General features: G+C 67.3%; 29 protein-coding genes. 17 read left to right on the forward strand and 12 right to left on the reverse strand.

Translation table 11 applies throughout. The annotated features are described in order from the left end of the window. Position 1 precedes the first annotated feature (1 nt). Positions 2-1210, reverse strand: a complete 1209-nt coding sequence (locus QTI05_RS14745; protein WP_286621981.1) for an aspartate aminotransferase family protein — start codon at positions 1208-1210, stop codon at positions 2-4. A gap of 160 nt (positions 1211-1370) precedes the next feature. Between QTI05_RS14745 and QTI05_RS14750 the strand changes: the two genes are divergently transcribed. Next, positions 1371-1688: a DUF3579 domain-containing protein gene (locus QTI05_RS14750; RefSeq protein ID WP_286545618.1), complete on the forward strand. Its 318-nt coding sequence runs from the start codon at positions 1371-1373 to the stop codon at positions 1686-1688. A 127-nt stretch (positions 1689-1815) separates the two neighbouring features. Here QTI05_RS14750 and rpsT read toward each other — a convergent pair whose 3' ends face one another. Then, positions 1816-2127: a 30S ribosomal protein S20 gene (gene rpsT / locus QTI05_RS14755; protein ID WP_286545619.1), complete on the reverse strand. Its 312-nt coding sequence runs from the start codon at positions 2125-2127 to the stop codon at positions 1816-1818. A 191-nt stretch (positions 2128-2318) separates the two neighbouring features. On the opposite strand from rpsT, the gene murJ reads away from it, so the two are divergent. From murJ to QTI05_RS14770, 3 genes are read left to right on the forward strand one after another with little or no spacing between them, the layout of a single operon-like run. Then, positions 2319-3881 (forward strand): murein biosynthesis integral membrane protein MurJ, encoded by a 1563-nt coding sequence (murJ, locus tag QTI05_RS14760; protein WP_286621983.1) that lies wholly within the window; start codon positions 2319-2321, stop codon positions 3879-3881. Positions 3882-3936: 55 nt separating this feature from the next. Beyond that, positions 3937-4788 (forward strand): SirB1 family protein, encoded by an 852-nt coding sequence (locus QTI05_RS14765; RefSeq protein WP_286545621.1) that lies wholly within the window; start codon positions 3937-3939, stop codon positions 4786-4788. Beyond that, a complete protein-coding gene (locus QTI05_RS14770; RefSeq protein WP_286621984.1) occupies positions 4788-5288 on the forward strand; it encodes a VOC family protein in 501 nt (166 codons plus the stop codon). Before QTI05_RS14765 ends, QTI05_RS14770 begins: the two co-directional genes overlap by 1 nt. A gap of 41 nt (positions 5289-5329) precedes the next feature. Here the strand turns inward: QTI05_RS14770 and QTI05_RS14775 are convergent, their stop codons facing one another. The 6 genes from QTI05_RS14775 to purM form a co-directional block, all read right to left on the reverse strand. Continuing rightward, positions 5330-5536 carry a hypothetical protein gene (locus tag QTI05_RS14775; protein WP_286621985.1) on the reverse strand — a complete coding sequence of 69 codons (207 nt, stop codon included), beginning with the start codon at positions 5534-5536 and terminating at the stop codon, positions 5330-5332. Between the two features lie 25 nt (positions 5537-5561). Continuing rightward, complete coding sequence (locus QTI05_RS14780; RefSeq protein ID WP_286621987.1) at positions 5562-6542, reverse strand: GlxA family transcriptional regulator; 981 nt, start codon at positions 6540-6542, stop codon at positions 5562-5564. Then, positions 6539-6847 (reverse strand): DUF1272 domain-containing protein, encoded by a 309-nt coding sequence (locus tag QTI05_RS14785; protein ID WP_286621988.1) that lies wholly within the window; start codon positions 6845-6847, stop codon positions 6539-6541. The genes QTI05_RS14780 and QTI05_RS14785 overlap by 4 nt, the downstream gene beginning before the upstream one ends. 17 nt (positions 6848-6864) lie before the next feature. Then, on the reverse strand, positions 6865-7446 hold the full coding sequence (locus tag QTI05_RS14790; protein WP_286621990.1) for an isochorismatase family protein: 582 nt from the start codon (positions 7444-7446) through the stop codon (positions 6865-6867). 110 nt (positions 7447-7556) lie between these two features. Beyond that, entirely contained in the window at positions 7557-8672 is a 1116-nt protein-coding gene (locus tag QTI05_RS14795) for an AI-2E family transporter (RefSeq protein WP_444812907.1), read from the reverse strand. A 10-nt stretch (positions 8673-8682) separates the two neighbouring features. Next, the gene (gene purM / locus QTI05_RS14800) at positions 8683-9723 is read right to left on the reverse strand and encodes a phosphoribosylformylglycinamidine cyclo-ligase (protein ID WP_286621993.1); all 1041 of its coding nucleotides are present in this window, start codon (positions 9721-9723) and stop codon (positions 8683-8685) included. A gap of 194 nt (positions 9724-9917) precedes the next feature. Between purM and hda the strand changes: the two genes are divergently transcribed. From hda to QTI05_RS14825, 5 genes are all read left to right on the forward strand, one after another. Then, on the forward strand, positions 9918-10604 hold the full coding sequence (gene hda / locus QTI05_RS14805; RefSeq protein WP_286545629.1) for a DnaA regulatory inactivator Hda: 687 nt from the start codon (positions 9918-9920) through the stop codon (positions 10602-10604). Positions 10605-10631: 27 nt separating this feature from the next. Then, positions 10632-12203, forward strand: a complete 1572-nt coding sequence (gene pcnB, locus QTI05_RS14810; protein WP_286545630.1) for a polynucleotide adenylyltransferase PcnB — start codon at positions 10632-10634, stop codon at positions 12201-12203. Continuing rightward, positions 12200-12658, forward strand: coding sequence for a 2-amino-4-hydroxy-6-hydroxymethyldihydropteridine diphosphokinase (folK, locus tag QTI05_RS14815; RefSeq protein WP_286621995.1), 459 nt, complete (start codon positions 12200-12202; stop codon positions 12656-12658). Before pcnB ends, folK begins: the two co-directional genes overlap by 4 nt. Before the next feature lie 158 nt (positions 12659-12816). Then, positions 12817-13461, forward strand: coding sequence for a DUF47 domain-containing protein (locus QTI05_RS14820; protein ID WP_286545632.1), 645 nt, complete (start codon positions 12817-12819; stop codon positions 13459-13461). Further along, positions 13461-14471: an inorganic phosphate transporter gene (locus QTI05_RS14825; RefSeq protein ID WP_286545633.1), complete on the forward strand. Its 1011-nt coding sequence runs from the start codon at positions 13461-13463 to the stop codon at positions 14469-14471. Before QTI05_RS14820 ends, QTI05_RS14825 begins: the two co-directional genes overlap by 1 nt. 23 nt (positions 14472-14494) lie before the next feature. Here QTI05_RS14825 and QTI05_RS14830 read toward each other — a convergent pair whose 3' ends face one another. Together QTI05_RS14830 and QTI05_RS14835 are read right to left on the reverse strand one after the other, a co-directional pair. Then, entirely contained in the window at positions 14495-14941 is a 447-nt protein-coding gene (locus tag QTI05_RS14830) for an NINE protein (RefSeq protein ID WP_286621998.1), read from the reverse strand. Next, on the reverse strand, positions 14938-15459 hold the full coding sequence (locus tag QTI05_RS14835) for a GNAT family N-acetyltransferase (protein WP_286622001.1): 522 nt from the start codon (positions 15457-15459) through the stop codon (positions 14938-14940). The genes QTI05_RS14830 and QTI05_RS14835 overlap by 4 nt, the downstream gene beginning before the upstream one ends. Positions 15460-15609: 150 nt before the next feature. Between QTI05_RS14835 and rpsP the strand changes: the two genes are divergently transcribed. From rpsP to QTI05_RS14875, 8 genes are all read left to right on the forward strand, one after another. Beyond that, positions 15610-15873: a 30S ribosomal protein S16 gene (gene rpsP, locus QTI05_RS14840; protein WP_286545636.1), complete on the forward strand. Its 264-nt coding sequence runs from the start codon at positions 15610-15612 to the stop codon at positions 15871-15873. A 16-nt stretch (positions 15874-15889) separates the two neighbouring features. Then, on the forward strand, positions 15890-16441 hold the full coding sequence (gene rimM, locus QTI05_RS14845) for a ribosome maturation factor RimM (protein WP_286545637.1): 552 nt from the start codon (positions 15890-15892) through the stop codon (positions 16439-16441). 15 nt (positions 16442-16456) lie between these two features. Continuing rightward, positions 16457-17203: a tRNA (guanosine(37)-N1)-methyltransferase TrmD gene (gene trmD / locus QTI05_RS14850; protein ID WP_286622004.1), complete on the forward strand. Its 747-nt coding sequence runs from the start codon at positions 16457-16459 to the stop codon at positions 17201-17203. Between the two features lie 101 nt (positions 17204-17304). Further along, a complete protein-coding gene (gene rplS / locus QTI05_RS14855; RefSeq protein ID WP_286545639.1) occupies positions 17305-17691 on the forward strand; it encodes a 50S ribosomal protein L19 in 387 nt (128 codons plus the stop codon). A gap of 163 nt (positions 17692-17854) precedes the next feature. Then, positions 17855-18577: a CoA pyrophosphatase gene (locus QTI05_RS14860; RefSeq protein WP_286622005.1), complete on the forward strand. Its 723-nt coding sequence runs from the start codon at positions 17855-17857 to the stop codon at positions 18575-18577. A 58-nt stretch (positions 18578-18635) separates the two neighbouring features. Next, entirely contained in the window at positions 18636-19637 is a 1002-nt protein-coding gene (locus QTI05_RS14865) for a CobD/CbiB family protein (protein WP_286622007.1), read from the forward strand. 8 nt (positions 19638-19645) lie between these two features. Then, a complete protein-coding gene (gene hisC / locus QTI05_RS14870) occupies positions 19646-20737 on the forward strand; it encodes a histidinol-phosphate transaminase (RefSeq protein WP_286622008.1) in 1092 nt (363 codons plus the stop codon). Positions 20738-20758: 21 nt separating this feature from the next. Further along, positions 20759-21823: a glycosyltransferase family 4 protein gene (locus QTI05_RS14875; RefSeq protein ID WP_286622011.1), complete on the forward strand. Its 1065-nt coding sequence runs from the start codon at positions 20759-20761 to the stop codon at positions 21821-21823. Positions 21824-22222: 399 nt separating this feature from the next. Here QTI05_RS14875 and rsgA read toward each other — a convergent pair whose 3' ends face one another. Together rsgA and QTI05_RS14885 are read right to left on the reverse strand one after the other, a co-directional pair. Further along, on the reverse strand, positions 22223-23167 hold the full coding sequence (gene rsgA / locus QTI05_RS14880; protein WP_286622013.1) for a ribosome small subunit-dependent GTPase A: 945 nt from the start codon (positions 23165-23167) through the stop codon (positions 22223-22225). Between the two features lie 12 nt (positions 23168-23179). Further along, on the reverse strand, positions 23180-23524 hold the full coding sequence (locus tag QTI05_RS14885; protein WP_286622015.1) for a 4a-hydroxytetrahydrobiopterin dehydratase: 345 nt from the start codon (positions 23522-23524) through the stop codon (positions 23180-23182). Positions 23525-23538 lie beyond the last annotated feature (14 nt).

Below are 23538 nucleotides of genomic sequence, written 5' to 3' on the forward strand. Positions count from 1 at the left end.
GTCATGCCGCCTTGGCTTCTGCGAGAAAGGCTTTCACCAGCGGCGCCAGGATGGCGACGATCTCGTCGGCTTCGGCGATGCTCAGGATCAGCGGCGGCACCAGGCGGATCACGCTGTCAGCCGTCACCGAAAGCAGCAGGCCGGCCTCGCAGGCCTGGGTCAGGATCACGCCGCAGGGCCGGTCGAGCTCGATGCCGAGCATCAGGCCCGCGCCGCGGATTTCCTTCACGCCCGGCAGGCGCGAGAACTCGCGTTCCAGCGCGGCCTTGAGGTGCGCGCCGACCGTGGCCGCGTTCTCGAGCAGCTTGTGCTCTTCCATGATGCGGATGGTTTCGATGCCGGCGCGCATTGCCAGCGGATTGCCGCCGAAGGTGGTGCCATGGTTGCCGGGCTGAAACAGGTTCGCGGCCTTCGGGCCAGCCACCACCGCGCCGATCGGCACACCCGAGCCCAGGCCCTTGGCCAGCGGCATCACGTCGGGCACGATGCCGGCCCACTGGTGCGCGAACCACTTGCCGGTGCGGCCCATGCCGCACTGCACCTCGTCGATCATCATGAGCCAGTCCTTCTGGTCGCACAGGGCGCGCACCTGCTTCAGGTAGTCCCAGCGCATCGGGTGGATGCCGCCTTCGCCCTGGATGGTCTCGAAGAACACCGCGACCACGTTCGGGTTGCCCTCGGTGGCTTTCTTCAGCGCCTCGATGTCGTTCAGCGGCACGCGGATGAAGCCCTCGACCAGCGGGCCGAAGCCGGCCTGGATCTTCGGGTTGCCGGTGGCTGACAGCGTGGCGATCGAGCGGCCATGAAAGGCATGCTCGTAGACCACGATCTCGGGCCGCTCGATCCCTTTTTCGTGGCCGAACTTGCGCGCCAGCTTGAGTGCTGCCTCGTTGGCCTCCAGGCCGGTGCAGCAGAAGAACGCATTGGTCATGCCCGACAGCTCGACCAGCTTGGCGGCCAGCTTTTCCTGGCCGGGCACGTGGTAGTAGTTGGAGCTGTGGATGAGTTTCGTGAGCTGGTCCTGCAGCGCCGGCACGAGCTCGGGATGGTTGTGGCCGAGCGTGTTGACGGCGATGCCGCCCAGGCCGTCGAGGTACGCGCGACCGTTGGTGTCCCAGACTCGGCAGCCCTGGCCATGCGACAGCGCGATCGGCAGTCGGCCGTAGGTGTTCATGACATGGGGCGACGTGGGCTGGGCGGTAGCGCTCATTCGGTGGATCTCCGGGAAAAGGAAGGCGGATTCTAGGCGGCGGGCCTGGCGGCGGCGGTGAGGATTGCGCATCACAGCAATGCCCCTGGCACAGGGCGTGCGTGCCTCACGGCTAAAATCCTTGTGCACTGCAGCAACGCGCCGTGGCCGCCTCTTCTTCATGGACTTCCCCGACGCCAAACAACTTTTCATTCAAGGCATCACGAGCGATGGACGGACTTTCCGGCCGAGCGACTGGGCCGAACGGCTGGCGGGCGTGATGAGCTCGTTTCGCCCCGGCGGGGCCCAGCCGGGCGACCATTTGAGCTACTCGCCATGGTGTGTTCCGACCACCATCAACGGCATCAAGTGCGTCATCGTGAGCGCCGAGTTGCGCGACCACGAAGTGATGGCGTGGGACTTCGTCATGAACTTCGCCCGGGACAACGGCCTGCAGGTGGTCGCGGCCTGCATCGTTCCGGAAAAACCGGCGCGCTGAGATCGGCCACCAATCGATCGCCCATGAAAAAACCGCCCGAAGGCGGTTTTTTCACTTTGCTGCAGCGCACCCCTGTCAAACGGCGGATGAGGGCGTAGCCTTCATCCGGGCTTGGCCTGACGCAGGGTCAGGCGGCGGCTGCGGGGGCCAGGGCGAGCGCCTTGACCTTGGCCGACAGGCGGCTCTTGTCGCGAGCAGCCTTGTTCTTGTGGAAGATGCCCTTGTCGGCCACGGTGTCGACAATGCTCTGGGCCTTGGCGAACAGCTCGGTCGCCTTGGTCTTGTCGCCGGCCAGCACGGCCTTCTCGACATTCTTCACAGCGGTGCGGTATTTGGAGCGCAGCGAGGTGTTCGCGGCGTTGAGTTTGACGTCCTGGCGGACGCGCTTGCGGCCCGACGCGAGGCGCGGGTTCTTCTTTTTGGGCTTGGCGGATGCCATATGAGTAGTTCCTTAGGTGTCTGAGGATGATGCAGCAAAGCCCGCGATTATAGCTCGCCCCCAGGCTGCGGCGCACTGCGTGTCGCCTTCGCCAACCCCCTACCGGGGGCAACACCAGCGGACCGGCGAAGCCGGTTCCGCGGCGTTTCACCAAAAATGCGGGCCGGGCGCTGCCTCTACACTCGGTCGCCGTGTCCCTATTTCGATCTGCCTCCACCGTCTCGCTGCTGACCCTCGCCTCCCGCGTCACCGGCCTCGTGCGCGATGTGCTGATGAGCTCGGTGTTCGGTGTCAGCGCGCTCACCGACGCGTTCTACGTGGCTTTCCGCATCCCGAACCTGTTCCGCCGCGTGCTGGGCGAGGGTGCCTTCAGCCAGGCTTTCGTACCGGTGCTGGCCGCCTGCAAGACCGAGCAGGGCGACGAGGGCGCCAAACAGCTCGTCGACCACGTCGCCACGCTGCTGGCCTGGACGCTGGTCGTCCTGTGCGCCGCGGGCGTGGCCGCGGCGCCGTTCATGGTCTGGGCCATGGCCAGCGGGCTGAAACAGTCGGGCGGGTTCGACGCCGCCGTGGTCATGACGCGCTGGATGTTCCCCTATATCGGCTTCATGTCGCTGGTGGCGCTGGCCGGCGGGATTCTCAACACCTGGCGCAAGTTCGCGGTGCCGGCCGCGTCGCCGGTGCTGCTGAACCTGGCACTGATCTCGTCGATCGTGCTCGGCGCCCCGCTGTTCCGGCGCTACGGCGTGGAGCCGATCTACGCGCAGTGTGTCGGCGTGATGGTCGGCGGCATCCTGCAACTCGCGCTGCAGATTCCGGCGCTGCGCAAGCTCGGCATGCTGCCGCGCATCGGGCTGCGCCTGACGGCACTCCGCGCAGCCTGGACCGATCCGACCACGCGCAAGATCCTCGGCCTCATGCTGCCGGCCATGATCGGCGTCAGCGGCGCGCAGATCTCGCTGCTCATCAACACGCAGATCGCCTCGCACCTTGCGGCCGGCAGCGTCACCTGGATCACCAATGCCGACCGGCTGATGGAGTTTCCTAGCGCGATGCTCGGCGTGGCACTCGGCGTGGTGCTGATGCCGCAGCTCGCCAGCGCGCGGGCGGCGAAGGACGACGTGCGCTTTTCGGCCATGCTCGACTGGGGGCTGCGGCTGGTCGTGCTGCTCTCCGTGCCTTGCGCGGTCGCATTGCTGGTTTTTGCCAAGCCGCTGGTGGCGGTGCTTTTCCACAACGGCGCTTTCAGCGCCCTCGACGTGCAGCGCACCACCGTCGCGCTGATGGGTTACGGCACCGGCCTGCTCGGCATCGTGGCGATCAAGGTACTCGCGGCCGGGTTCTATGCACGGCACGACATGCGCACCCCGATGCGCGCCAGCCTGGTCGCACTGGTACTGACGCAGGTGCTCAACATTTTCCTGGTGCCCTACCTGCAGCATGCCGGCCTGACCTTGTCGATCGGCCTGGCCCAACTGGTCAATGCGCTCCTGTTGCTGATCTGGCTGCGCCGCGGCGGCAGCTTCAAGCCCGAACCGGGCTGGTGGCGCTTCGTCGCGCAGGTGGTCGCCGCCACGCTGGTGCTTGGGGCGCTGCTGGTCTGGGCCAACGGGCATTTCGACTGGGTCGCGCTGCGCGAACAGCGTCTGCTGCGCATCGGGTTGCTGGCTGCCGTCATCACGGGCGCCGCCGCGCTCTATTTCGGCGTGCTCGCGCTGGCGGGCCTCAAGCTGCGCAGTTTTTTGCGGCGCTGAGGTTCGTACGTCGAACGTGCCTTGACGCTCCCGGCGCGCTCCACTACAAAGACACATGCCCCTGAGCCTTTCTGCGCCCACCGCCCTCGAGTACTTCCGAACGCTCGTGGAAAGCGACGAGCATTTCCCGCTGCTCGAAGCTGCAGCCAGCCTGGCGCAAGACGAATATCCCGAGCTCGACGTGCAGCAGGTGCTGGGCGACGTCGACCAGCTGCTGGCCCGCCTCAAGCGCCGCCTGCCGGCCGATGCGGCGCCGCTGCAGCGGCTGCGCCTGCTGAACCAGTTCTTTTTTCACGACCTGAGCTTCGGCGGCAACGTCAACGACTACTACGACCCGGACAACAGCTACCTGAACGCCGTGTTGCGCACCCGCCGCGGCATCCCGATCTCGCTCGCCGTGCTCTGGATGGAACTGGCGCAGGGGCTCGGCCTGCAGGCGCGCGGCGTCGGTTTCCCGGGGCATTTCATGCTCAAGGTCACCTTGCCGAAAGGGCAGGTGGTGATCGATCCGTTCACCGGCCGGTCGCTCTCGCGCGAGGAACTCAGCGAGCGGCTGGAGCCGTACAAGCGCAGCAACGGCCTGATCGGCGATTTCGACGTGCCGCTCGGCCTCTACCTGCAGCCGGCCACACCGCGCGACATCATTTCGCGCATGCTGCGCAATCTCAAGGAAGTCCATCGCACGCAGGAAGACTGGCAGCGCGCCATCGCCGTGCAGGACCGGCTCATCGCGCTGCTGCCCGAAGCCTGGGGCGAGCACCGCGACCGCGGCTTGGCCCATGCCGAACAGGGCAACACCTCGCTGGCAGTGCGGGATCTCGAGACCTATCTGGCGCACGTCGAGGACGCGCTCGACATCGATGCGATCGCCGAACGTGTGGTGGCGCTGCGTCGCGCCGAGAGCTGATGACCGCCGAAACCGCGTCGACGCCGCCCGACCTGGGTACCCGGCACCAGTTCCACGGCATCCAGCCGGTGTTGCCGGTGTCCGATGTAAGCCGCGCTGCGCGCTATTTCCGCGACGTGCTGGGCTTCGAGCTCGACTTCATCGCCGGCGAGCCGCCGAGTTATGCGCGCGTGAAGCATGTGCCCCTTGGCGCCGACTGCGTCGACGCCGTCCCCCAAGGGGAACAACAAAGCTTGGGGCGGCCCGGCGCTTTGTCGGGCGACCGCAGTTACGGCGACCCGGTCTATATCCGCCTGTGGCAGTGCAACGCACGCGAAACCCGCCAATGGCGCGGCGAGATCGTGATCCATGTCGGGCAGGATGTGGACGGCCTGCACGCGGCCTACAAGCAGCGCGGCGTCGACGTGATCGAGCCGCCGGTCTCCCAGCCGTGGGGCCTGCGCGAGTTCGCGATCCGCGAGCCCGACGGGCATGTGCTGCGTTTCTGCGGGTATCTCTAGCGTCGTCCCTGCAGCCCGATCACGCGCTGATCACCCGCGGATCACCTGCAGCGAAACAGGATGCCGGTGTCGCCGGGGGCCTTGCCGATCGGCTGAGCGCTCGTTTTCAGTCCCTCGCAATAGGTCGAAGCCTCCGCATGGGTCGGGGCGCGCAGCACGCCATCGCGAAGCCGGACGACTTCGGTGGCGGGCGTCGAACAGCCGGCGAGGATGGCCAGGGCAAGGGGGAGCAGGCAGCGCAGTTTCATTCGGCGATTGTGGAAGATTTCGAGGTCAGGTGGATGCCGATGGTGAGCCCGGCAGGCCGAACTGGTGCCACGCGCGACGCAGTTGCGTGTCGGAGCCGAATCCGGACAACTCGGCCGCCTGCGTGACGTTGGCGCCCGAGGCCAGCGCGAGTTGCGCGCTCGCGAGGCGCAGGCGCCGCAAATAGGCCAGGGGCGCCACGCCGGCGTGCTCGACGAACAGGCGGGTCAGGTGGCGCGGCGAGGTGTGCGCGACATCGGCCATGCGCGGCACGCTCCAGTCGGCCTGCGGCCGCTCGCTCACCGCGTCCTGCACGCGATGCAATGCGGCGTGCAGGTGGTTGCGGTAGGCGAGAAAGGGCGACAGCTCGGGGTCGTGCGGGCCGCGCCGCAGTGGCACCACCATCGTCTGCGCGACCTGCGCAGCCAGCGCCTCGCCGCAGGTCTCGCCGATGCGGTGCAGCACCAGATCAATGCCGGTGGTGACCCCCGCGCTGCTGTACAGCGGCGGATCGAGCACGAACACGCGGTTGCCCACCACGTCGCAACGCGGCTCGATACGCGCCAGTTCGTCCAGGTGATGGTGGTGCGTGGTTGCGCGCCGGCCGGCCAGCTGGCCCGCGTGCGCGGCCAGCACGGCGCCTGCGCAGATCGTGACAAGCTCGAGCCGGTCGCGCTCGAAGCGCTGCCCGCGCAGCCAGTGCAGCAGTTCGCGCGTTTCGTCGCTGTCGACTGCGATGGCATCGCCCGGCAGACCGACCAGCACCACCCAGGCCGGGCCGCTCCAGACGGTCGGCAGCGGCGCGAGGCCGGACAGCGCCACGCCGACCGAGGTGACCGACTCGGGCCGCGGGCTCGCGAACCGGATCGCGAAGCGCTCCGGCTTGCCGGCTGCGCGCAGTTGCTGGTTGGCGATGCGCAACGCTTCCGCCGGCCCGGCCCAGTCGAGCACCAGGCTGCGCGCGAGCAGCACGAACACGACCTGGATCGGTGCCGGCGCCACGCTCATCGGGCGTCTGGCGGGACATCCTCCAGGGACGCCCTGAATGCGGCATGGGCGGCCGGGTCGACCGGCCGGTGCCGCACGGTCGTGCTGGCGGGGTAGCGCCCCAGAAAATTGCCGCCTTGGCGATCCTGCGCCGGACGCACCGGCCGGGCCACGAAGCCGCCGCCGCAGTTGGGGCAGACGTTGCCCAGCACCGTGTCCACGCAGGTTGCGCAGAAGGTGCATTCGAAGCTGCAGATGCGCGCCTCGGCCGATGCGGGTGGCAGTGCCTTGTTGCAATGTTCGCAGCTGGGGCGCAGTTCGAGCATGGCTTTTCTCCCCGGAATCAGGCGGCGACCGCAGCGGCCCGGGCGCCCGCGCGCTCCAGCGCCTCATCGACGCGGCAGATGCGAGCGAAGCGGCCTTCCAACACGGTCGCTGTGCGGGCCTTGATGTCCGCGGCCGGGAGCGGCCGGCCGTCGGGCTGCACCATGTCGTAGGTGAGCGTGGCGTCGAGCACGTAGTCGACTTCCCAGCCCAAGTCCGAGGCATGGCGCGTGGTTGTCTCGCAGCATTGCTCGGTGCGGATGCCGCTCACGATCAGGCGGCCGATGCCGTTCTGCGAGAGCCAGACGTCGAGCCCGGTGCCGACCAGCGCGCTGTGGCGGCGCTTCCGGAAGCTCGCCGTCGGCTCGAAATCGACCAGCCCTTCCAGCGGCCGCACCTGGCCCGATGCCAGGGCGAAAGGGTTGCCGGCGACCTCGGGCCCTTCGTTGTGCAGCACTCGCACCACCGGCACGCCGGCGGCCACGCAGCCTTCGATCAGCGCGTTCTGCGCAGCCAGGTAGGGCGCCATGTCGCGCTCGGTGGAGTAGGGGCGGTGGCGGAACGACTGCTGCACGTCGATCACTATCAGACAAGATTTCATGGGCGGGCCTCGGTGGGCGGAGTGGATGATGCGCCCTATCTTCCCTGGCTGCAAGCCCGTTGTCCTGCTCGAGAAAGACCAAAGTCGATCAATTCAGGACATGCCGTGCCTCAGACCAGCCGCTTCGCCTGCAGTTCTTTCTTGAGGTACGCATAGAACAGCGGCGCGGCCACCAGCCCGGCCGGGCCGAACACCGCCTCGGCCACGAACATCACGGCCAGCAGCTCCCACACGGCCATGTGGGTGCGGCTGCCCACCACCTTGGCGTTGATGACGTACTCGGCCTTGTGAATCACGATCAGGAAGATCAGGCAGGCCGCCGCCGCGATCGGCGACACCGAGAGCCCGACCAGCGTGAGCACCGCGTTGCACAGCAGGTTGCCGACGATCGGCACCAGGCCGGCCACGAAGGTCAGCGTGATCAGCGCCGGCTCGTAGGGCAGGCGCAGGCCCCACAGCGGCAACAGCACCAGCAGGAAGGCCGCGGTCAGCAGCGTGTTGAAGGCGGCGATCCAGAACTGTGCGGCCACGATCTGCCGAAAAGCCTCGCCGAACAGGCGCACCCGTTGCTGCAGCTCCAGCGCGAGCGGGCCCTGCAGCGCCGAGGCGCGGGCCACCCCGGCGAGCGCGCCGACGATCAGCCCGACATAGGCAAACAGCAGGCCGCCGAGCCAGGCGCGCCCGGTGAGCGCGAGCGCGCCGGCCTGCGCGCGCAGGTAGGTCGCGATCATGCGCTGCACCTCGGCCGAGCCCTCGGGCAGGTAGACGGCGACTTCTGCCGGCAGCTTGAGCCGCAGTTCGAGGATGGTACGCGCGATGTAGTCGAGCAGTTCCTGGTACTGCTCGGGCGCGTTGAGCACGAACTCGCGCGCCTCGGCAAAGGCCAGCACCAGCAGGCCGATCGGCGCCAGCATGACAAGCGCCGCCGCGATCGCGCGCGGCCACGAAGAGCCCGCGCCCTGGAAGCGCGTGGGCAGCGCGCCGTCGAACAGGCGCGCCAGCCGCCGTGTCGCCAGAAACCCGATGCAGACGAACAGCAGGCCAGGCAGCAGGTCGCGCCACAGCACCAGCAGCAGTGCACCCGCAATCAGCAGGTAGCTGGCGATCACGACATGACGCGATGCGGGCGAGGAAACGCCCGGCCCTCGGCTGGCCGCTTCGTATGCTTCGCCGCCCCCCGAGGAAGGGGTGCGGCTCGCCTTGGGGCGGCCCGGCGGTGGCCGCATGGCGCCCACGTCAGGCCACGACCACAGCGGCGGCGTCGCCACGCGCGGCGATCACGCCGATCTCGTGCACCGTTTCACCCGCAGCGCGCAGCGTGGCGGCGCAGGCCGCAGCTTCGGCCGCGTCGATCACCACGACCATGCCGATGCCGTTGTTGAAGGTGCGGTTCATCTCGATGTCGTCGATGCCGGCCACCTTCTGCAGCCAGGCGAACAATTCGGTCTTCGGCCAGCTGCCCTTTTTCAGGTGGGCGGCCGTCCCTTCGGGCAGCACGCGCGGAATGTTTTCGAGCAGGCCGCCGCCGGTGATGTGGGCCAGCGCCTTGATCGGGTGCTTTGCAAGCGCCTCGAGCACCGGCTTGACGTACAGGCGCGTCGGCGCCATCACGGCCTGCCGGAACGGCTGCCCGTCGAGCGTGGCGGGCAGGTCGGTGCCGGCGCGCTCGATCACCTTGCGCACCAGGCTGAAGCCGTTGGAATGGACGCCGGCCGAGGCCAGTCCCAGCACCACATCGCCGGGCTTCACGTTCTGGCCGGTGAGGATCTTCGACTTTTCGACCGCACCGACCGCGAAGCCCGCCAGGTCATATTCGCCGGCCGGGTACATGCCGGGCATTTCGGCGGTTTCGCCGCCGATCAGCGCGCAGCCCGAGAGCTCGCAGCCGCGCGCGATGCCGCCGATCACGGCCGCGGCGGTGTCGACATCGAGCTTTCCGCAAGCGAAATAGTCCAGAAAGAACAGCGGTTCGGCGCCCTGCACCAGCACGTCGTTGACGCTCATCGCCACCAGGTCGATGCCGACCGTGTCGTGCATGTTCCATTCGAAGGCCAGCTTGAGCTTGGTGCCGACGCCGTCGGTGCCGCTCACCAGCACCGGCGCCTTGTAGCGTTTGGGCACCTCGAACAGCGCGCCGAAGCCGCCGATGCCGGCCAGCACGCCTTCGCGCATGGTTTTCTTGGCGAGCGGCTTGATGCGGTCGATCAGCGCGTCGCCCGCGTCGATGTCGACTCCGGCGTCCTTGTAGCTGAGGGGGGCGGGCGAGTTCGAGGTCATGGTGATGGCAGGCAGCGGGAGGCAGTGGGGAGCAGGGGGATAGCGCCGGTCGTCAATGCGCCCGGGCCGATAGAATTCGCCACGATTTTAAGGGCCGCGGGCCCTGCTTCCTTTCGCTTCATGAACCTCTCCTCAGCGCACACGTCCGAACCGGCCCGTCACGGCACGGTATGGCCGTGCCGGCGCTTCGGGGCATGAAGCAGCTCGCACTCGACATCGGCCTGGCCACCGGCCCGACGCTGGCCGGCTTCTTTGCCGGCCCGAACGAGGCGGCCGTGCGGCACCTGCAGCTCTGGGTCGGCGAGGGTCGCGCCCAGGCGATTCATTCGCCGGTACCGACCTACCTGTGGGGCGACAGCGGCACTGGCAAGACCCATCTGCTCGAATCGGTGCGCGTCGCGTTGCGGGAGCAAGGCGCGAGCGTCGGCTGGCTGCATGCGGGCCTGCTGGAGCCGCCGGCTTTCGACGAGCGCTGGGGCGCCGTGCTGATGGACGACGTGCACCTCTACACTGCAGTGCAGCAGCATGCGGCCTTCAACTGGTTCATCAACGCGCAGGGCTTGCAGCGCGGCGTGGTCGCCGCCGGCACGCTGCCGCCGGCCGATTTGCCGCTGCGCGAAGACCTGCGAACCCGGCTCGGCTGGGGCCATGTGTTCCAGTTGCATCTGCTGAGCGAAACCGAGCGGCGTGCGGTGCTGCGCCAGGCGGCCGACGCGCGCGGCGTGATGCTGTCGGACGATGTGCTCGACTACATGCTGCACCGCTTCAGCCGCGATCTGGGCAGCCTGATGGAACTGCTCAACCAGCTTGATGGCTTCGCGCTGCGCACCCAGCGTGCCATCACGATTCCGTTGATTCGGGCCATGCTCGAAAATGAATAAAGGGCGCGGTTGCGCCGAAGAACTCCAATGATCAAGAAATTCATCGACAAACTGCTCGGCAAATCGACCGCAGCACCGCGCTTCGGCAAACGCCAGGAGGTTGCCGCCTCGGTGCATGGCATCGACCCGGCGCTGGTCGACGATCGTGCGAAAAACGTGGTCACCACGCTGCAGCAGGCCGGTTTCGAGGCCTACGTGGTGGGCGGGGCGGTGCGCGATCTGCTGCTGGGGCTGCGGCCGAAGGATTTCGACGTGGCCACCAACGCCACGCCGGAGCAGGTCAAGGGCCTGTTCCGGCGCGCCTTCATCATCGGACGGCGCTTTCGCATCGTCCATGTGGTCTACGGCCGTGGTCGCGAGCATGAAGTGATCGAGGTCTCGACCTTCCGTGCCTACATGGACAACGCCGCTGCCGAGCAGGTCAAGGGAAACGAGCGCACGAGCAAGGGCGAACTCGCCAGCATGAAGCATGCGGTCGACTCGACCGGCCGGGTATTGCGCGACAACGTCTGGGGCCCGCAGGACGAAGACGCGGCACGCCGCGATTTCACTGTCAACGCGATGTACTACGACCCGGCCAACCAGGTCGTGGTCGACTATCACAACGGCATCAAGGACGCGAAGAAGCTCACGCTGCGCATGATCGGCGACCCGGCCACGCGCTACCGCGAAGACCCGGTGCGCATCATTCGCGCGATCCGGTTCTCGGCCAAGCTGGCGGCGCTGGGCTTCACCATCGAGGCCAAGACGCGGGCGCCCCTGGTCGAATCGAGCAAGCTGCTGGCCGATGTGCCGCAAAGCCGCCTGTTCGACGAAATGCTCAAGCTGCTGCAGACCGGGCATTCGATCGCCACCGTGGCGCAGCTCAAGCTGTTGGGCCTCGGCAAGGGCATCTATCCGCTGCTCGACATCGTGGTCGAGCGTGCCGAGCAGCCGTTCGTCAACGCGGCATTGCAGGACACTGACCGACGCGTGGGCGAGGGCAAGCCGGTGGCACCGAGCTTCCTGCTGGCCTGTGTGCTGTGGGCCGACGTGCGCGACGGCTGGGCCGCGCGCATCGAGGGCCAGCATGGCCAACGCGGGCAGCCGGCCTACCCGGCGCTGCAGGACGCGATCGACGATGTGTTCAATTCGCGCATCGGCGATGTCTCGGGCCGCGGCAAGCTGGCTGCCGACATGCGAGAGATCTGGATGATGCAGCCGCGCTTCGACAAGCGCAGCGGTGCCACGCCCTACAGCCTGGTCGAGCAGGCGCGCTTTCGCGCCGCCTTCGATTTCATGCGGCTGCGCGCCGATGTGGGCGAGGTGGGCGAGGCGATTGCCGAGTGGTGGCAGGAATTCAGCACCGCCGACGATCTGCGCCGTCAAGACCTGATGGACCAGGTCCGCGACGAGCAGAAAAAGGGGCAGCGTGTGCGGGTGCGCGCGCCGCAGCCGCCGCAGTCGACGGCCGCCAACGCTGCATCGAGCGAGCCGGAACGCGAGACTGCCGTACCGCCGGACGGCGAAGCCGCCGCGCCGCGCAAACGGCGCCGGCGTCGCAAGCCGCGGCCCGAAGGCGGCGGCAGCGCCAGCAACGAAAGCACCTCGGCCGAATGACGGTGCGGGCCTACGTGGCCATCGGCGCCAACCTCGGCGACGCGAAGGCCACGGTGCAGCAGGCCATCGACGCACTCGATGCGCTGCCCCAGACGCGGGTGGCGGCACGCTCATCGCTCTACCGCAGCGCACCGTTCGAGGCCAGTGGGCCGGATTTCATCAACGCGGTGGCCGCCCTCGACACAGGGCTCGACGCCCATGCCTTGCTGGGCGCCATGCAGCAGCTCGAACTGCAGGCCGGCCGGGAACGGCCTTACCGCAACGCGCCGCGTACGCTCGACCTCGATCTGCTGCAGCACGGCGACGACGCGCTCGACACGCCGACCTTGACCCTGCCGCACCCGCGCATGACGCAGCGTGCCTTCGTGATGCTGCCGCTGGCCGAGATTGCACCGGAGCTGGTGACCCCGCAGCAACTCGCCGCAGTGGCCGGTCAGCCGATCGAGCGCCTTTGAAGATCTTCGCCAACGGGGCGCAGATCCTGCTGCGCGGCGGAATCTGCGGCGGCTGGAATAGGCCCTCCCGAAAAGTGCCGGCCTGAGCCCATTACACTTGCGCGGTTTTTCATGACGCTGTCACACGCCTGTGGCAGCCGTGCCCTCAGGAGACCGCCATGTTCGGCAAGCTGCTGCCCCGCGAGGGTAATTTTTTCGAAATGTTCAACCAGCATGCCGACCGCATCGTCGAGGCGGCGCGCGCTTTCGAGCAACTGGTGGCGAATTACAACGATGTGCACCTGCGTGAGCAGTACAACCGCGACGTCGACAACGCCGAACGTGCGGCCGACCGCGTCACCCACGACGTCAATCGGCTGATCCACAAGACCTTCATCACGCCGATCGACCGCGAGCAGATCCACAAGCTCATCAACACGATGGACGACGTGGCAGACCTGATCCAGGATTCGGCCGAAACCATGGCGCTCTACGACGTGCGCCACATGACGGACGAGATCACGCGACTGACCGCGCTGAGCGTCAAGTGCTGCGACAAGCTCCGGGACGCGGTGAAATTCCTCGGCCGCATCGCCGAGCCGGCGGTCGCCGAAGCCGCGCTGAAGGCCTGCGAGGAGATCGACCGCATCGAGTCCGATGCCGATCGCGTGATGCGCAGCGCCATGAGCAAGCTGTTCCGCGAGGAACCCGATGTGCGCGAGGTGATCAAGCTCAAGGCGATCTACGAACTGCTCGAAACCATCACCGACAAGTGCGAGGACGTGGCCAACGTCATCGAGGGCATCATCCTCGAGAACTCCTGATGGCAGCGGTTCAGGTCAGCCTCTGGGTGGTCGTGGTGCTGGTGGCGCTGGCCATCGCGTTCGACTTCATGAACGGCTTCCACGACGCGGCGAATTCGATCGCCACCGTGGTGTCCACCGGCGTGCTCAAGCCCGGGCAAGCGGTCGTGTTCGCGGCGTTCTTCAACCTGATCGCGATCTTCATTTTTCACCTGAGCGTGGCGGCCACGGTGGGCAAGGGCATTGCGCACCCCGGCGTGGTGGATGTGCATGTGGTGTTCGGCGCGCTCATTGGCGCGATCAGCTGGAACCTGGTGACCTGGTACTACGGCATCCCGAGCAGCTCGTCGCACGCGCTGATCGGCGGTATCGTGGGCGCGGTCATCGCCAAGGCAGGATCGGCGGGGCTGGTGGCGTCGGGCATCTGGAAGACCGTGGCTTTCATCTTCGTCTCGCCGCTGCTGGGTTTCATGCTCGGCTCGATGATGATGATCCTGGTGGCCTGGATCTTCAGGCGCTCGACGCCGTCGCGTGTCGATCGCTGGTTCCGGCGGCTGCAACTGGTTTCGGCCGGCGCCTACAGCCTGGGGCATGGCGGCAACGACGCGCAGAAGACCATCGGCATCATCTGGATGTTGCTGATCGCAACCGGCTACTCGGCCGCCGGCGAAGCCAGCCCGCCGCTCTGGACCATCGTGAGCTGCTATGCCGCGATCGCTCTGGGCACCATGTTCGGCGGCTGGCGCATCGTCAAGACGATGGGGCAGAAGATCACCAAGCTCAAGCCGGTCGGTGGCTTTTGCGCCGAGACCGGCGGGGCGCTCACGCTGTTCCTGGCCACGGCGCTCGGCATCCCGGTGTCGACCACCCACACCATCACCGGCGCGATCGTCGGTGTCGGTGCCGCCCGCCGCGCCAGCGCCGTGCGCTGGGGCGTGGCCGGCACGATCGTCTGGGCCTGGATTTTCACGATCCCGGCGTCGGCTTTCGTCGCCGCCATCGCCTACTGGGTAAGCCTGCAGCTGCTCTGAGCAGCCCCGAGCTCACCGGATATTCACTGGGATATCTTTCGGCCTTCTTCGATCTGGTATTCGAAGTAGCGCTGGAAGCTGAACACGATGCTGGCCATCAGGACGGTGCTGCCGAAGAGCAGGGCGAGCACGACCGCACCGATCGTGAGCCACTGCGTCCGCCCCGGGGGCGCGTCGGCTGGCGCTCCGGCGTTGTAGCGGGCGTTCCATTTTTCCGGCGTCATCAGGCCATAGACGATGGCCGTGAGCGCGCACCCCGCAATGGTAAAACCGAGCAGCGGCACGAGCGCCCAACTCCAGGCGTCGTCCAGACCGAACATGCGGGCGCGTTCAATGCCGTACAGGCCGAGCGCGCTCGGGATCGGCAGCAGCCAGCCGAGCATGTCGCCCCAGCCGCGCAGGTAGAAGCGGTGCAGGCCGAGCGGCCCTCCCAGAAAGGCAAGCCAGGCGGCCGTTGTCTTGTTTTTCATTCGGGCGCCGTCGTGCTGCCTTCGCCCAGAACCTTCTCCATCAGCACCACGTCGCGCCACTGGCCGAACTTCCAGCCGCAGTCTTTCAGCACGCCCACCTGGGTGAAGCCCTGCGCCCGGTGCACGCCGACCGAGCCGGCGTTGGCCGAGTCGCCGATCACGGCAATCAGCTTGCGCACGCCGACCGCCTCCGCCGCCTTCGACAGTTCGGCCAGCAGTTTGGCGCCCAGGCCCTGGCCGCGCGCCGCGTCGGCCAGGTAGATCGAGTCTTCGGCCGAATAGCGGTAGGCCGGACGCGGCTTGAACCAGTTGCAGTAGGCAAAACCCAACACCTCGCCGTCGCGTTCGGCCACCAGATAGGGGAGGTTTTTCGACAGCACATCGGCGCGCCGCCCGGCCATGTCGGCGGCGCTGGGCGGCTCGGTTTCGAAGGTGCCGGTGCCGTGCAGCACGTGATGGGAATAGATGGCGGTGAGCGCCTCGACGTCTTCGTCGCGGCTCGGGCGGATGGTGATCATGGGAGGGGGAGAAAGCAAAAAGCGGGCAAAGGAAGCGCAGCGGGCTATAATGGAAGGCTTTTCAGCGTGTCGCTGGCCGGGTGGTCATGTCGCGTGTCTCAACGCTGGAAGAAATCGCTGGAAGAAATTCCACCACCCCAAGGATAAATCATGGTCGTCATTCGACTCTCCCGCGGCGGCTCCAAAGGTCGTCCGTTCTTCAACATCGTCGTGTCGGACAAGCGCGTTCGCCGCGATGGCCGCTTCATCGAGCGCCTGGGTTTCTACAACCCGATCGCCAAGGAAAACGAAGAAAGCATCCGCATCGCGCAGGATCGCCTGACCTACTGGAAGAGCGTTGGCGCCCAAGCCTCGCCCACGGTCATGCGCCTGATCAAGCAAGCCGCTGCCGCGGCGCCCAAGGCAGCAGCCTAAGCTGCCCGCCCAGGCAATGCTGCCCACACTCGAAGCCGCCGAATTGCCGGCGGATGCGATCGAGGTAGGCCGCATCGCCGACGCCTGGGGCATCAAGGGCTGGTTCAAGGTCCTGCCCCACAGCGCCCGACCCGAGGCGCTTTTCTCTTCCAAACGCTGGTTCCTGCAAGCCCCCGGTGCAGCCGCCGGCGTGTTCCGTCTCGCGATCCGCGAGGCGAAAGACCATTCCGACTGGGTCGTCGCGACGTCTGACGCAGTGGCCGACCGCAATGCGGCCGAGGCCTTGCGCGGTGCGCGCGTGTTCGTGCCGCGGTCGAGCTTTCCGAGCGCCGGCGACGACGAGTACTACTGGGTCGACCTGATCGGCCTGCAAGTGACCAATCGCGAAGGCGTGATGCTGGGTGTGGTGCGCGAGCTCCTCGCAGCCGGCCCGCAGACCACACTGGTGCTGGCGGCCGAGGAGGGTGGCGTCGCCATCGAGCGGCTCATTCCTTTCGTCTCTGCGTTCGTCGACAGCGTCGACCTGGCCGGCCGCACCATCACGGTCGACTGGCAGCCCGACTACTAGCCGTTCGGCGCAAGCATGCGCTTCGATGTCATCACCCTGTTCCCGGAGCTGTTCGCCCCTTTTCTGGTGAGCGGTGTCACGCGGCGTGCCTACGAAAGCGGGCAGGTCGAGGTGGTGCTCTGGAATCCGCGCGACTTTGCGACGGGTAACTACAAGCGCGTGGATGACCGCCCCTTTGGTGGCGGGCCCGGCATGGTGATGCTGGCCGAGCCGCTGTCGGCCTGCCTCGACGCGGCGCTCGCGGCTCGCGGCGGCCCCGCAGCGGTGGTGCTGTTCTCTCCGATCGGCGAGGTGCTGCGGCACGCGGCGGTCGAAAGCTGGTCGGCCGGTGCCGGCGCGGTGCTGGTCTGCGGCCGCTACGAAGGCGTCGACCAGCGCTTCATCGACGCCCGCGTGACGCATCAGATCAGCCTTGGCGACTTCGTGCTGTCGGGCGGCGAGATCCCGGCGATGGCGCTGCTCGACGCGATCGCGCGGCTGCAGCCCGGCGTGCTTGGCGACGAGGCCAGCCATGTGCAGGACAGCTTCAATCCGGCGCTCGACGGATTGCTCGACTGTCCGCACTACACCCGGCCCGAGCAGTGGCAGGGCGAGGCGGTGCCGGCGCCGCTGCTGTCGGGCCACCATGCGCAGATCGAGCGCTGGCGGCGCGACCGCAGCCTGGCGATCACGGCCGCGCACCGGCCCGAATTGATCGCCGCTGCCCGCGCTGCGGGGCGCCTCAGCAAAGCCGATGAGGCAGCGCTCCAAAAAAAGCTATAATCTTTGGCTCCCCGATCCTCTGGCCGGCCGCGTCCGTTTCAAGCCCAGTCTTGAGCAAGACGCCTTTAGTGCAGCGCGGCCACGATCGAATGCAGGAAACCATGAACCTCATCGAAACCCTTGAGCAGGAAGAAATCGCCCGGCTCAACAAGAAGATTCCCGATTTCATGCCCGGTGACACGGTCATCGTCAGCGTGAGCGTCGTTGAAGGCACCCGCAAGCGCGTGCAGGCCTACGAAGGCGTCGTGATCGCCAAGCGCAATCGCGGCCTCAACAGCGGCTTCACGGTGCGCAAGATCTCCAGCGGCGAAGGCGTGGAACGCACGTTCCAGACCTACAGCCCGCTGATCGCCGGCATCGAAGTCAAGCGCCGCGGCGATGTGCGCCGCGCCAAGCTGTACTACCTGCGCGAGCGCAGCGGCCGTTCGGCACGCATCAAAGAGAAGCTGCCGGGCAAGTCGAGCAACAAGGCAGCAGCCGCCCAATAATCCGGGTCTGCAACCGTGCTCAAAAGCCGCCCGCCAAGGCGGCTTTTTGCATTGGCGCTCGAACAAACACACGTCTGTGTGATCTATTTCCTTTTGCCCGTCGGCCGCGGCCCGTGTCTTGCGTTGAACCTAACTGGAGCTTTCCCTGACCAACCGATCACCCATGCAATCCGCCGCCGTTGTCGAACCGATCAACACCGTCGCACCGGCGCTGCTGTTTTCGTTCGATCCGCGCGAGGTGCCCGTGATCGCGGTCGACGACGGCCTGCCCGCGGTTGCACGCGCCGAGCTCACCACCACCGCGCTGCGCGCCCGCTTTGCCAAGCCGCCGGTATGGACGCCCGAGGTGCGGCGGGAGCCGCGCATCTCCGATCGCGCACCGGCCCAGGCGGCGGTGCTGGTGCCCATCGTGCTGCGCGCCGGCGAGCCGACCGTGCTGTTGACCGAGCGTGCCTCGCAGATGACCACCCACTCGGGCCAGGTCGCGTTTCCGGGCGGCCGGGTCGACCCCGACGACGCCAACATCGCCGCCGCGGCCTTGCGCGAGGCGTGGGAAGAGGTCGGCCTGTCGGCGGAGTACATCGAAGTGCTCGGCACCCTGCCGACCTACACCACCATCACCTCGTTCATCGTGACGCCCGTGGTCGCGCTGGTGCAGCCCGGCTTCACGCTGGCGCTGAATCCCCACGAGGTGGCCGATGCCTTCGAGGTGCCCCTGGCCTTCCTGATGAACCCGGCCAATCACCGCCGTCATGCCGTCAGCGACGCCCAGGGCAAGTCGCGCGAGTGGTACTCCATGCCTTACCAGGACAGCGACGACGAGCGCTTTGTCTGGGGCGCGACGGCGGGCATGCTGCGCAACCTGTACCGGTTCCTGGTCGCCTGAACGAAGAACTGCCGCGCGCCCGGCCGGTGACCCGAGGGGCAGTCGCTATCATCGAAGGATGAGTTTCTTCGCCATCCTGTGCGCTTTGCTGATCGAGCAGGTGAGGCCGCTTGCGCACCACAACCCGGTGTACGGCGGCGCGATCGGATGGACGCGCTGGGTGAGCCGCAACTTCGATGCCGGCAAGCCGCATCACGGCTGGGTTGCGTGGACGCTCGCAGTCGGCGTGCCGACCCTGCTGGCACTCGGCGTGCACTGGTTGCTGGTGCTCACCCTCGGCCTCCCGTTTGCAGTTGTCTGGAGCATCGCGGTGCTCTACACCACGCTGGGCTTTCGCCAGTTCAGCCACCACTTCACGGGCATTCGCGATGCGCTCGACGAAGGCGACGAGCCGCTCGCGCGCTCGCTGCTCGCGCATTGGCAGCACGTCGATGCGGCCGACCTGCCACGCAGCGAAATCGTGCGCCATGTGATCGAGCATTCTGTGATCGCGGCGCACCGCCACGTGTTCGGCGTGCTGGCCTGGTTCTCGATCCTTGCGGCGCTCGGCCTGGGCCCGGCCGGCGCGGTGTTCTATCGCATGAGCGAGTTCGTATCGCGCTACTGGGCGTACAAGGACGGCGCTGCCGTGCAACCTTCCAGCATCTGGGTGCAGCAGGCGGGCGCCCGCGCCTGGAGCGCCATCGACTGGCTGCCGGCGCGCATCACGGCGCTGGGTTTTGCAGTGGTCGGCAGCTTCGAGGAGGCGATCGACTGCTGGCGCAACGACGCACGGCGCTTTCCTGACGGCAACGACGGCGTGATCCTGGCAGCCACTTCGGGCGCGGTAAATGTGCGGCTCGGCGGCGGCACGCTGCGGCCGACACCCGTGGCCGACCCACTTTCCCGCGCCCAGGCTGGCGAGTCGCTGGCCAGCCTGCGCGAACCCGAGAGCGGCAGCACACCCGGCCGCGAACCCGAGCCCGCGCATCTGCGCAGCGTGGTCGGGCTGGTCTGGCGCTCGGTCGTGATGTGGATGGTATTGCTGGCGCTGCTCACGCTCGCACGCCTGCTCGGCTGAACAGATCGATGGCTTCTTCGTCGGTATCGAGCTTCTACAGCCCGCGTCTCGCGGCGCTCGAGCCCTATGTGCCGGGTGAGCAGCCGCGCATCGCCAACCTGGTCAAGCTCAACACCAACGAGAACCCGTACCCGCCTTCGCCGCATGCGGTGGACGCGGTTCAGCAGGCGGCGGCCAGCGGGCTGGAGCGCTATCCCGATCCGGAGTCGCTCGCGTTGCGCGAAGCGGTGGCACAGCGGCATGGTCTGGGCGTCGACGAGGTGTTTGCCGGCAACGGCTCCGACGAAGTGCTGGCCCATGCGTTCTTCGCTTTCTTCCGCCAGAGCGAGCCGCTGCTGTGCCCCGACGTGACCTACAGCTTCTACCGTGTCTATGCGCAGCGCTACGAGATTGACTGCGAGCTGCAGTCGGTGGACGACGCGCTGCGCATCGATGTCGATGCGCTCGCGGCGCGGGCTTCGCGCGGCTGCGGCGGCATCGTGCTGGCTAACCCCAATGCACCGACCGGCATCGGCCTGCCTCTCGGCGAGATCGTGAAACTGCTGCAGGCATGCCCGCATCGCGTCGTGCTGGTCGACGAGGCGTACGTCGATTTCGGCGGCGCGAGCGCATTGCCGCTGATCGAGCAGTACCCGAACCTGTTGGTGGTGCAGACGCTCTCCAAGTCGCGCGCACTGGCCGGCCTGCGCGTCGGCTTCGCCTGCGGCCAGGCGCACCTGATCGAGGCGATGACGCGCGGGAAGAACACCTTCAATTCGTACCCGCTCGGCCGGCCGGCCGTGGCCGGGGCCGTGGCGGCGCTGCAGGACGAAGCCTGGTTCGACCAGACCTGCAAGGCGGTGATCGACACCCGCGAAGGCCTGACGCTGGAGCTGGAAGACCTGGGTTTCGAAGTACTGCCCTCGCAGGCGAACTTCGTGTTTGCGCGGCATCCGCAGCGCGATGCCGCAGAACTCGCCCTGGCGCTGCGCGAGCGCGCGGTGCTGGTGCGCCACTTTCGCGCTCCGCGCATCGCGCAGTACCTGCGCATCAGCATCGGCACGCGGGCACAGTGCAGCGCGCTGATCGATGCGCTGGCCGACATCCTCGGCCCGGCCTGAGGCCATTTCCGGAACGAATTCATGCCCCTCACCACCGTCGAAAACAAGCCCCTCCGGATTGCACTGCTGTCCTATGCCTACGCGCCCAGCCTGGGAGGGATCGAGTCGGTGAGCCAGCTGCTGGTCGACGGCTTGCGGGGCCGGGGCCACGAGGTACGGGTCGTCACCCACACGCCCGCCGCAGTCGGTGGCGCTGCGCAAGAGGGCGTTGTCTTGCGTCGACCGTCTGCGTCCAGCCTGCTTGGCACCCTTCGCTGGTGCGACGTGGTCGTCCAGTCGAATGTGAGCGTCGGTTTGGCCTGGCCGCTGGTACTCGGTGTCGTGAGACGGCCTTGGGTCGTCGTGAACCACACGCCCATCACGCGGCCGGCGGGTCAGCGTACTTGGCGCGACCGGCTCAAGATCGCCAGCCTCCGTGGTGCCCGTGTGTACTCGGTGTCGCAGTACCTGCGCAGCGTCACGCTGGAGGACTCCGGACTCATGCTCAATCCGTACGACATCCAGTCGTTTCATCTGCCGCACATGGCAGATACGGGCGTTCGCGAGAACGAACTGCTGTTTGTCGGGCGCATCGTGCGGGCCAAAGGATTGGATGTGCTGATCGAGGCGCTGCACTTGCTGCGCAAGGACGGCCTGCGGCCGCGCCTTTCGATCGCCGGTGACGGCCCGGAAAAAGGCACGATCGAGGCTCGGATTGCCGAGCTCGGCCTGCAGGATCAGATTGCCTGGCTCGGCGTGCTGCGCGGCAATCGCCTGGGCGAAGTCATGCGCGAACACCAGGTCGCCGTGGTGCCATCGCGGCCCGAGCCGCCCGAGGCGCTGCCGCTGGTGCCGATCGAACTCATTGCCAGTGGATGCGTCGTGATCGCGAGCCGGCAGGGCGGCTTGCCGGAATCGGTCGGCCCGTGCGGCCTCCTCGTGCCGCCCGAGGACCCGGCGGCGCTCGCGCAGGCGATGCGCGAACTGCTGGCGGACGAAGCGCGCCGCAAGAGCTTGCTGGCCATGCGCGACCAGCACCTCGAACTGTTCCACCCGAACACCGTGCTCGACCGGTACGAGACCGCCATCCGGGAGGCGATGCACTGATCCTAGGGCGCGCTCAAGGGCATTGAGCCCGAGCCTTTGCCGAAGGTTGCCGCGTTGGCGGTGCAGGCATGTCGCGCTGATGCTTCGGGCTTGATGGTTTGGGCTCGACGTTGCGAGTTCGACGTTTGGGGGTAGGCCGCTGGCGGCGGGTGGCCCCTTCCGCGAATGTCCCCCGGGCTTCGCCCTCCTCCTTTATTTCGCTGCAGGGGCCACCCACCGCCAGCGGCCAGGGCACGCTCGTAGTGTTCAGCGCGAAACGGTCACGCCGCGTCCAGGATCAGGGCGGTGGGGTACGCTGCGCAGCGAAATAAAGGAGGAGGCCGCAGGCCGGGGGACATTCGCGGAGCAGCGTGCCCCGCCGCCCTGAGCCCGCCCCGGACTCTGTGACCGCAAAACCACTCAGTAGCGCGGCGTCTGGCTCAGCTCGGCGAACAGTTCGCCATAGATCTTGTAGCGCGCTGCGCTGATGGGGCGCTCACCGGAGGCCGACTCGACCTGTGGAATCACGCCGCAGCCCGGCTCGTGCAGGTGCGTGCAGTTGTAGAACTTGCAGTTCGACGCGTGTTCGGCGATGTCGGGCATGAGGCCCGCGAGCTGCATCGGCTCGATGTGGTGCAGGCCGAATTCCTGGAAGCCGGGCGAATCGATCAGTGCGGTCTGGCTCGCCTTGTCGACCCAGTACCAGCTCGTGCTGGTCGTGGTGTGCTTGCCGGAGGCCAGCGCCTTCGAGATCTCGCCGGTGAGCGCAAGCGCACCCGGAACCAGCAGGTTGATCAGCGTGCTCTTGCCGGCACCCGAGGGGCCGAGCACCAGCGTGGTCTTGCCGGTCAGCAGCTTGAGCAGTGCGACGCGGTCGACTTCGCCCGAAGCCGTGAGCGAGAGCGGCAACACGCCGTAGTGCATGCGGCGGTAGGGCGCCAGCTTGGCCCAGGCCCGCTCGAACGGTGCCACCAGGTCGCTCTTGTTGAGCGCGATGATCGGCGCGATGCGCTCGGCTTCCGCCGCGATCAGTGCGCGCGTCAATTGGTGTTCGGAGAACTCGGGCTCGGCGGCCACCAGGATCAGCACATGGTCGAGGTTGGCCGCAAACGACTTGGTGCGGATCTCGTCCTGCCGGTAGAACAGGTTGCGGCGCGCATCGACCTTCTCGATCGTGCCTTCGTCCTCGCTGGCCTGCCAGCGCACCCGGTCGCCGACGACGGCCTGGCTTTTCTTGCCGCGAGGGTGGCAGATCACATGCTGGCCATCGGGCGTTTCCACCACGCAATGCCGGCCGTGGCTGGCGATGACGATGCCGGTCTGCAGGGCGCCCGTGCTGTTGGGCGCGCTGCGTTGCTTAGCCACCGGCGTGTTCCATCAGGCGGCGAGCAGCGCGTCGGCCTGCGTGGCGCAGTCGAAGTCGGTCGACGAGATGCCGCCGACATCGTGCGTGTTGAAGCGCACCACGCAGCGGTTGTAGTGCACCGACAGGTCGGGATGATGATCCTGCGTGTGCGCAACCATCGCCAGCGCGTTCACGAACGCGAGGGTCTCGAAGTAGTTCGCGAAGGTGTAGGTCTTCTCGATCGCTACGTCGGCGCCGTCGCCGGCGAGCTTCCAGCCCTCGAGGCGCGCCAGGCTGGCGACGATTTCGGTGGCGCTCAGCGCGCGGCGCGGTTGGCCTTTCCAGACCTTCGGTTTGAACATGCTGCTGCTGGTCATGAGTGAACTCCGTG

Origin of the sequence: Variovorax fucosicus, assembly GCF_030316825.1 — a bacterium.
GTDB classification, from domain to species: domain Bacteria; phylum Pseudomonadota; class Gammaproteobacteria; order Burkholderiales; family Burkholderiaceae_C; genus Variovorax; species Variovorax fucosicus.

Excerpts from the sequence above, each read along its gene's own strand:
- hisC (WP_286622008.1), top strand. The coding sequence starts at position 19,646 with ATGGCTTCTTCGTCGGTATCGAGCTTCTACAGCCCGCGTCTCGCGGCG.
- QTI05_RS14770 (WP_286621984.1), top strand. The coding sequence starts at position 4,788 with ATGACCGCCGAAACCGCGTCGACGCCGCCCGACCTGGGTACCCGGCAC.
- QTI05_RS14785 (WP_286621988.1), bottom strand. The coding sequence starts at position 6,847 with ATGCTCGAACTGCGCCCCAGCTGCGAACATTGCAACAAGGCACTGCCA.
- QTI05_RS14790 (WP_286621990.1), bottom strand. The coding sequence starts at position 7,446 with ATGAAATCTTGTCTGATAGTGATCGACGTGCAGCAGTCGTTCCGCCAC.
- trmD (WP_286622004.1), top strand. The coding sequence starts at position 16,457 with ATGCGCTTCGATGTCATCACCCTGTTCCCGGAGCTGTTCGCCCCTTTT.
- rplS (WP_286545639.1), top strand. The coding sequence starts at position 17,305 with ATGAACCTCATCGAAACCCTTGAGCAGGAAGAAATCGCCCGGCTCAAC.
- QTI05_RS14795 (WP_444812907.1), bottom strand. The coding sequence starts at position 8,672 with ATGCGGCCACCGCCGGGCCGCCCCAAGGCGAGCCGCACCCCTTCCTCG.
- QTI05_RS14775 (WP_286621985.1), bottom strand. The coding sequence starts at position 5,536 with ATGAAACTGCGCTGCCTGCTCCCCCTTGCCCTGGCCATCCTCGCCGGC.
- purM (WP_286621993.1), bottom strand. The coding sequence starts at position 9,723 with ATGACCTCGAACTCGCCCGCCCCCCTCAGCTACAAGGACGCCGGAGTC.
- folK (WP_286621995.1), top strand. The coding sequence starts at position 12,200 with ATGACGGTGCGGGCCTACGTGGCCATCGGCGCCAACCTCGGCGACGCG.
- QTI05_RS14780 (WP_286621987.1), bottom strand. The coding sequence starts at position 6,542 with ATGAGCGTGGCGCCGGCACCGATCCAGGTCGTGTTCGTGCTGCTCGCG.
- QTI05_RS14750 (WP_286545618.1), top strand. The coding sequence starts at position 1,371 with ATGGACTTCCCCGACGCCAAACAACTTTTCATTCAAGGCATCACGAGC.
- rimM (WP_286545637.1), top strand. The coding sequence starts at position 15,890 with ATGCTGCCCACACTCGAAGCCGCCGAATTGCCGGCGGATGCGATCGAG.
- QTI05_RS14885 (WP_286622015.1), bottom strand. The coding sequence starts at position 23,524 with ATGACCAGCAGCAGCATGTTCAAACCGAAGGTCTGGAAAGGCCAACCG.
- QTI05_RS14825 (WP_286545633.1), top strand. The coding sequence starts at position 13,461 with ATGGCAGCGGTTCAGGTCAGCCTCTGGGTGGTCGTGGTGCTGGTGGCG.
- QTI05_RS14820 (WP_286545632.1), top strand. The coding sequence starts at position 12,817 with ATGTTCGGCAAGCTGCTGCCCCGCGAGGGTAATTTTTTCGAAATGTTC.
- QTI05_RS14865 (WP_286622007.1), top strand. The coding sequence starts at position 18,636 with ATGAGTTTCTTCGCCATCCTGTGCGCTTTGCTGATCGAGCAGGTGAGG.
- QTI05_RS14830 (WP_286621998.1), bottom strand. The coding sequence starts at position 14,941 with ATGAAAAACAAGACAACGGCCGCCTGGCTTGCCTTTCTGGGAGGGCCG.
- QTI05_RS14745 (WP_286621981.1), bottom strand. The coding sequence starts at position 1,210 with ATGAGCGCTACCGCCCAGCCCACGTCGCCCCATGTCATGAACACCTAC.
- rpsP (WP_286545636.1), top strand. The coding sequence starts at position 15,610 with ATGGTCGTCATTCGACTCTCCCGCGGCGGCTCCAAAGGTCGTCCGTTC.
- QTI05_RS14860 (WP_286622005.1), top strand. The coding sequence starts at position 17,855 with ATGCAATCCGCCGCCGTTGTCGAACCGATCAACACCGTCGCACCGGCG.
- hda (WP_286545629.1), top strand. The coding sequence starts at position 9,918 with ATGAAGCAGCTCGCACTCGACATCGGCCTGGCCACCGGCCCGACGCTG.
- QTI05_RS14765 (WP_286545621.1), top strand. The coding sequence starts at position 3,937 with ATGCCCCTGAGCCTTTCTGCGCCCACCGCCCTCGAGTACTTCCGAACG.
- QTI05_RS14875 (WP_286622011.1), top strand. The coding sequence starts at position 20,759 with ATGCCCCTCACCACCGTCGAAAACAAGCCCCTCCGGATTGCACTGCTG.
- rpsT (WP_286545619.1), bottom strand. The coding sequence starts at position 2,127 with ATGGCATCCGCCAAGCCCAAAAAGAAGAACCCGCGCCTCGCGTCGGGC.
- QTI05_RS14835 (WP_286622001.1), bottom strand. The coding sequence starts at position 15,459 with ATGATCACCATCCGCCCGAGCCGCGACGAAGACGTCGAGGCGCTCACC.
- pcnB (WP_286545630.1), top strand. The coding sequence starts at position 10,632 with ATGATCAAGAAATTCATCGACAAACTGCTCGGCAAATCGACCGCAGCA.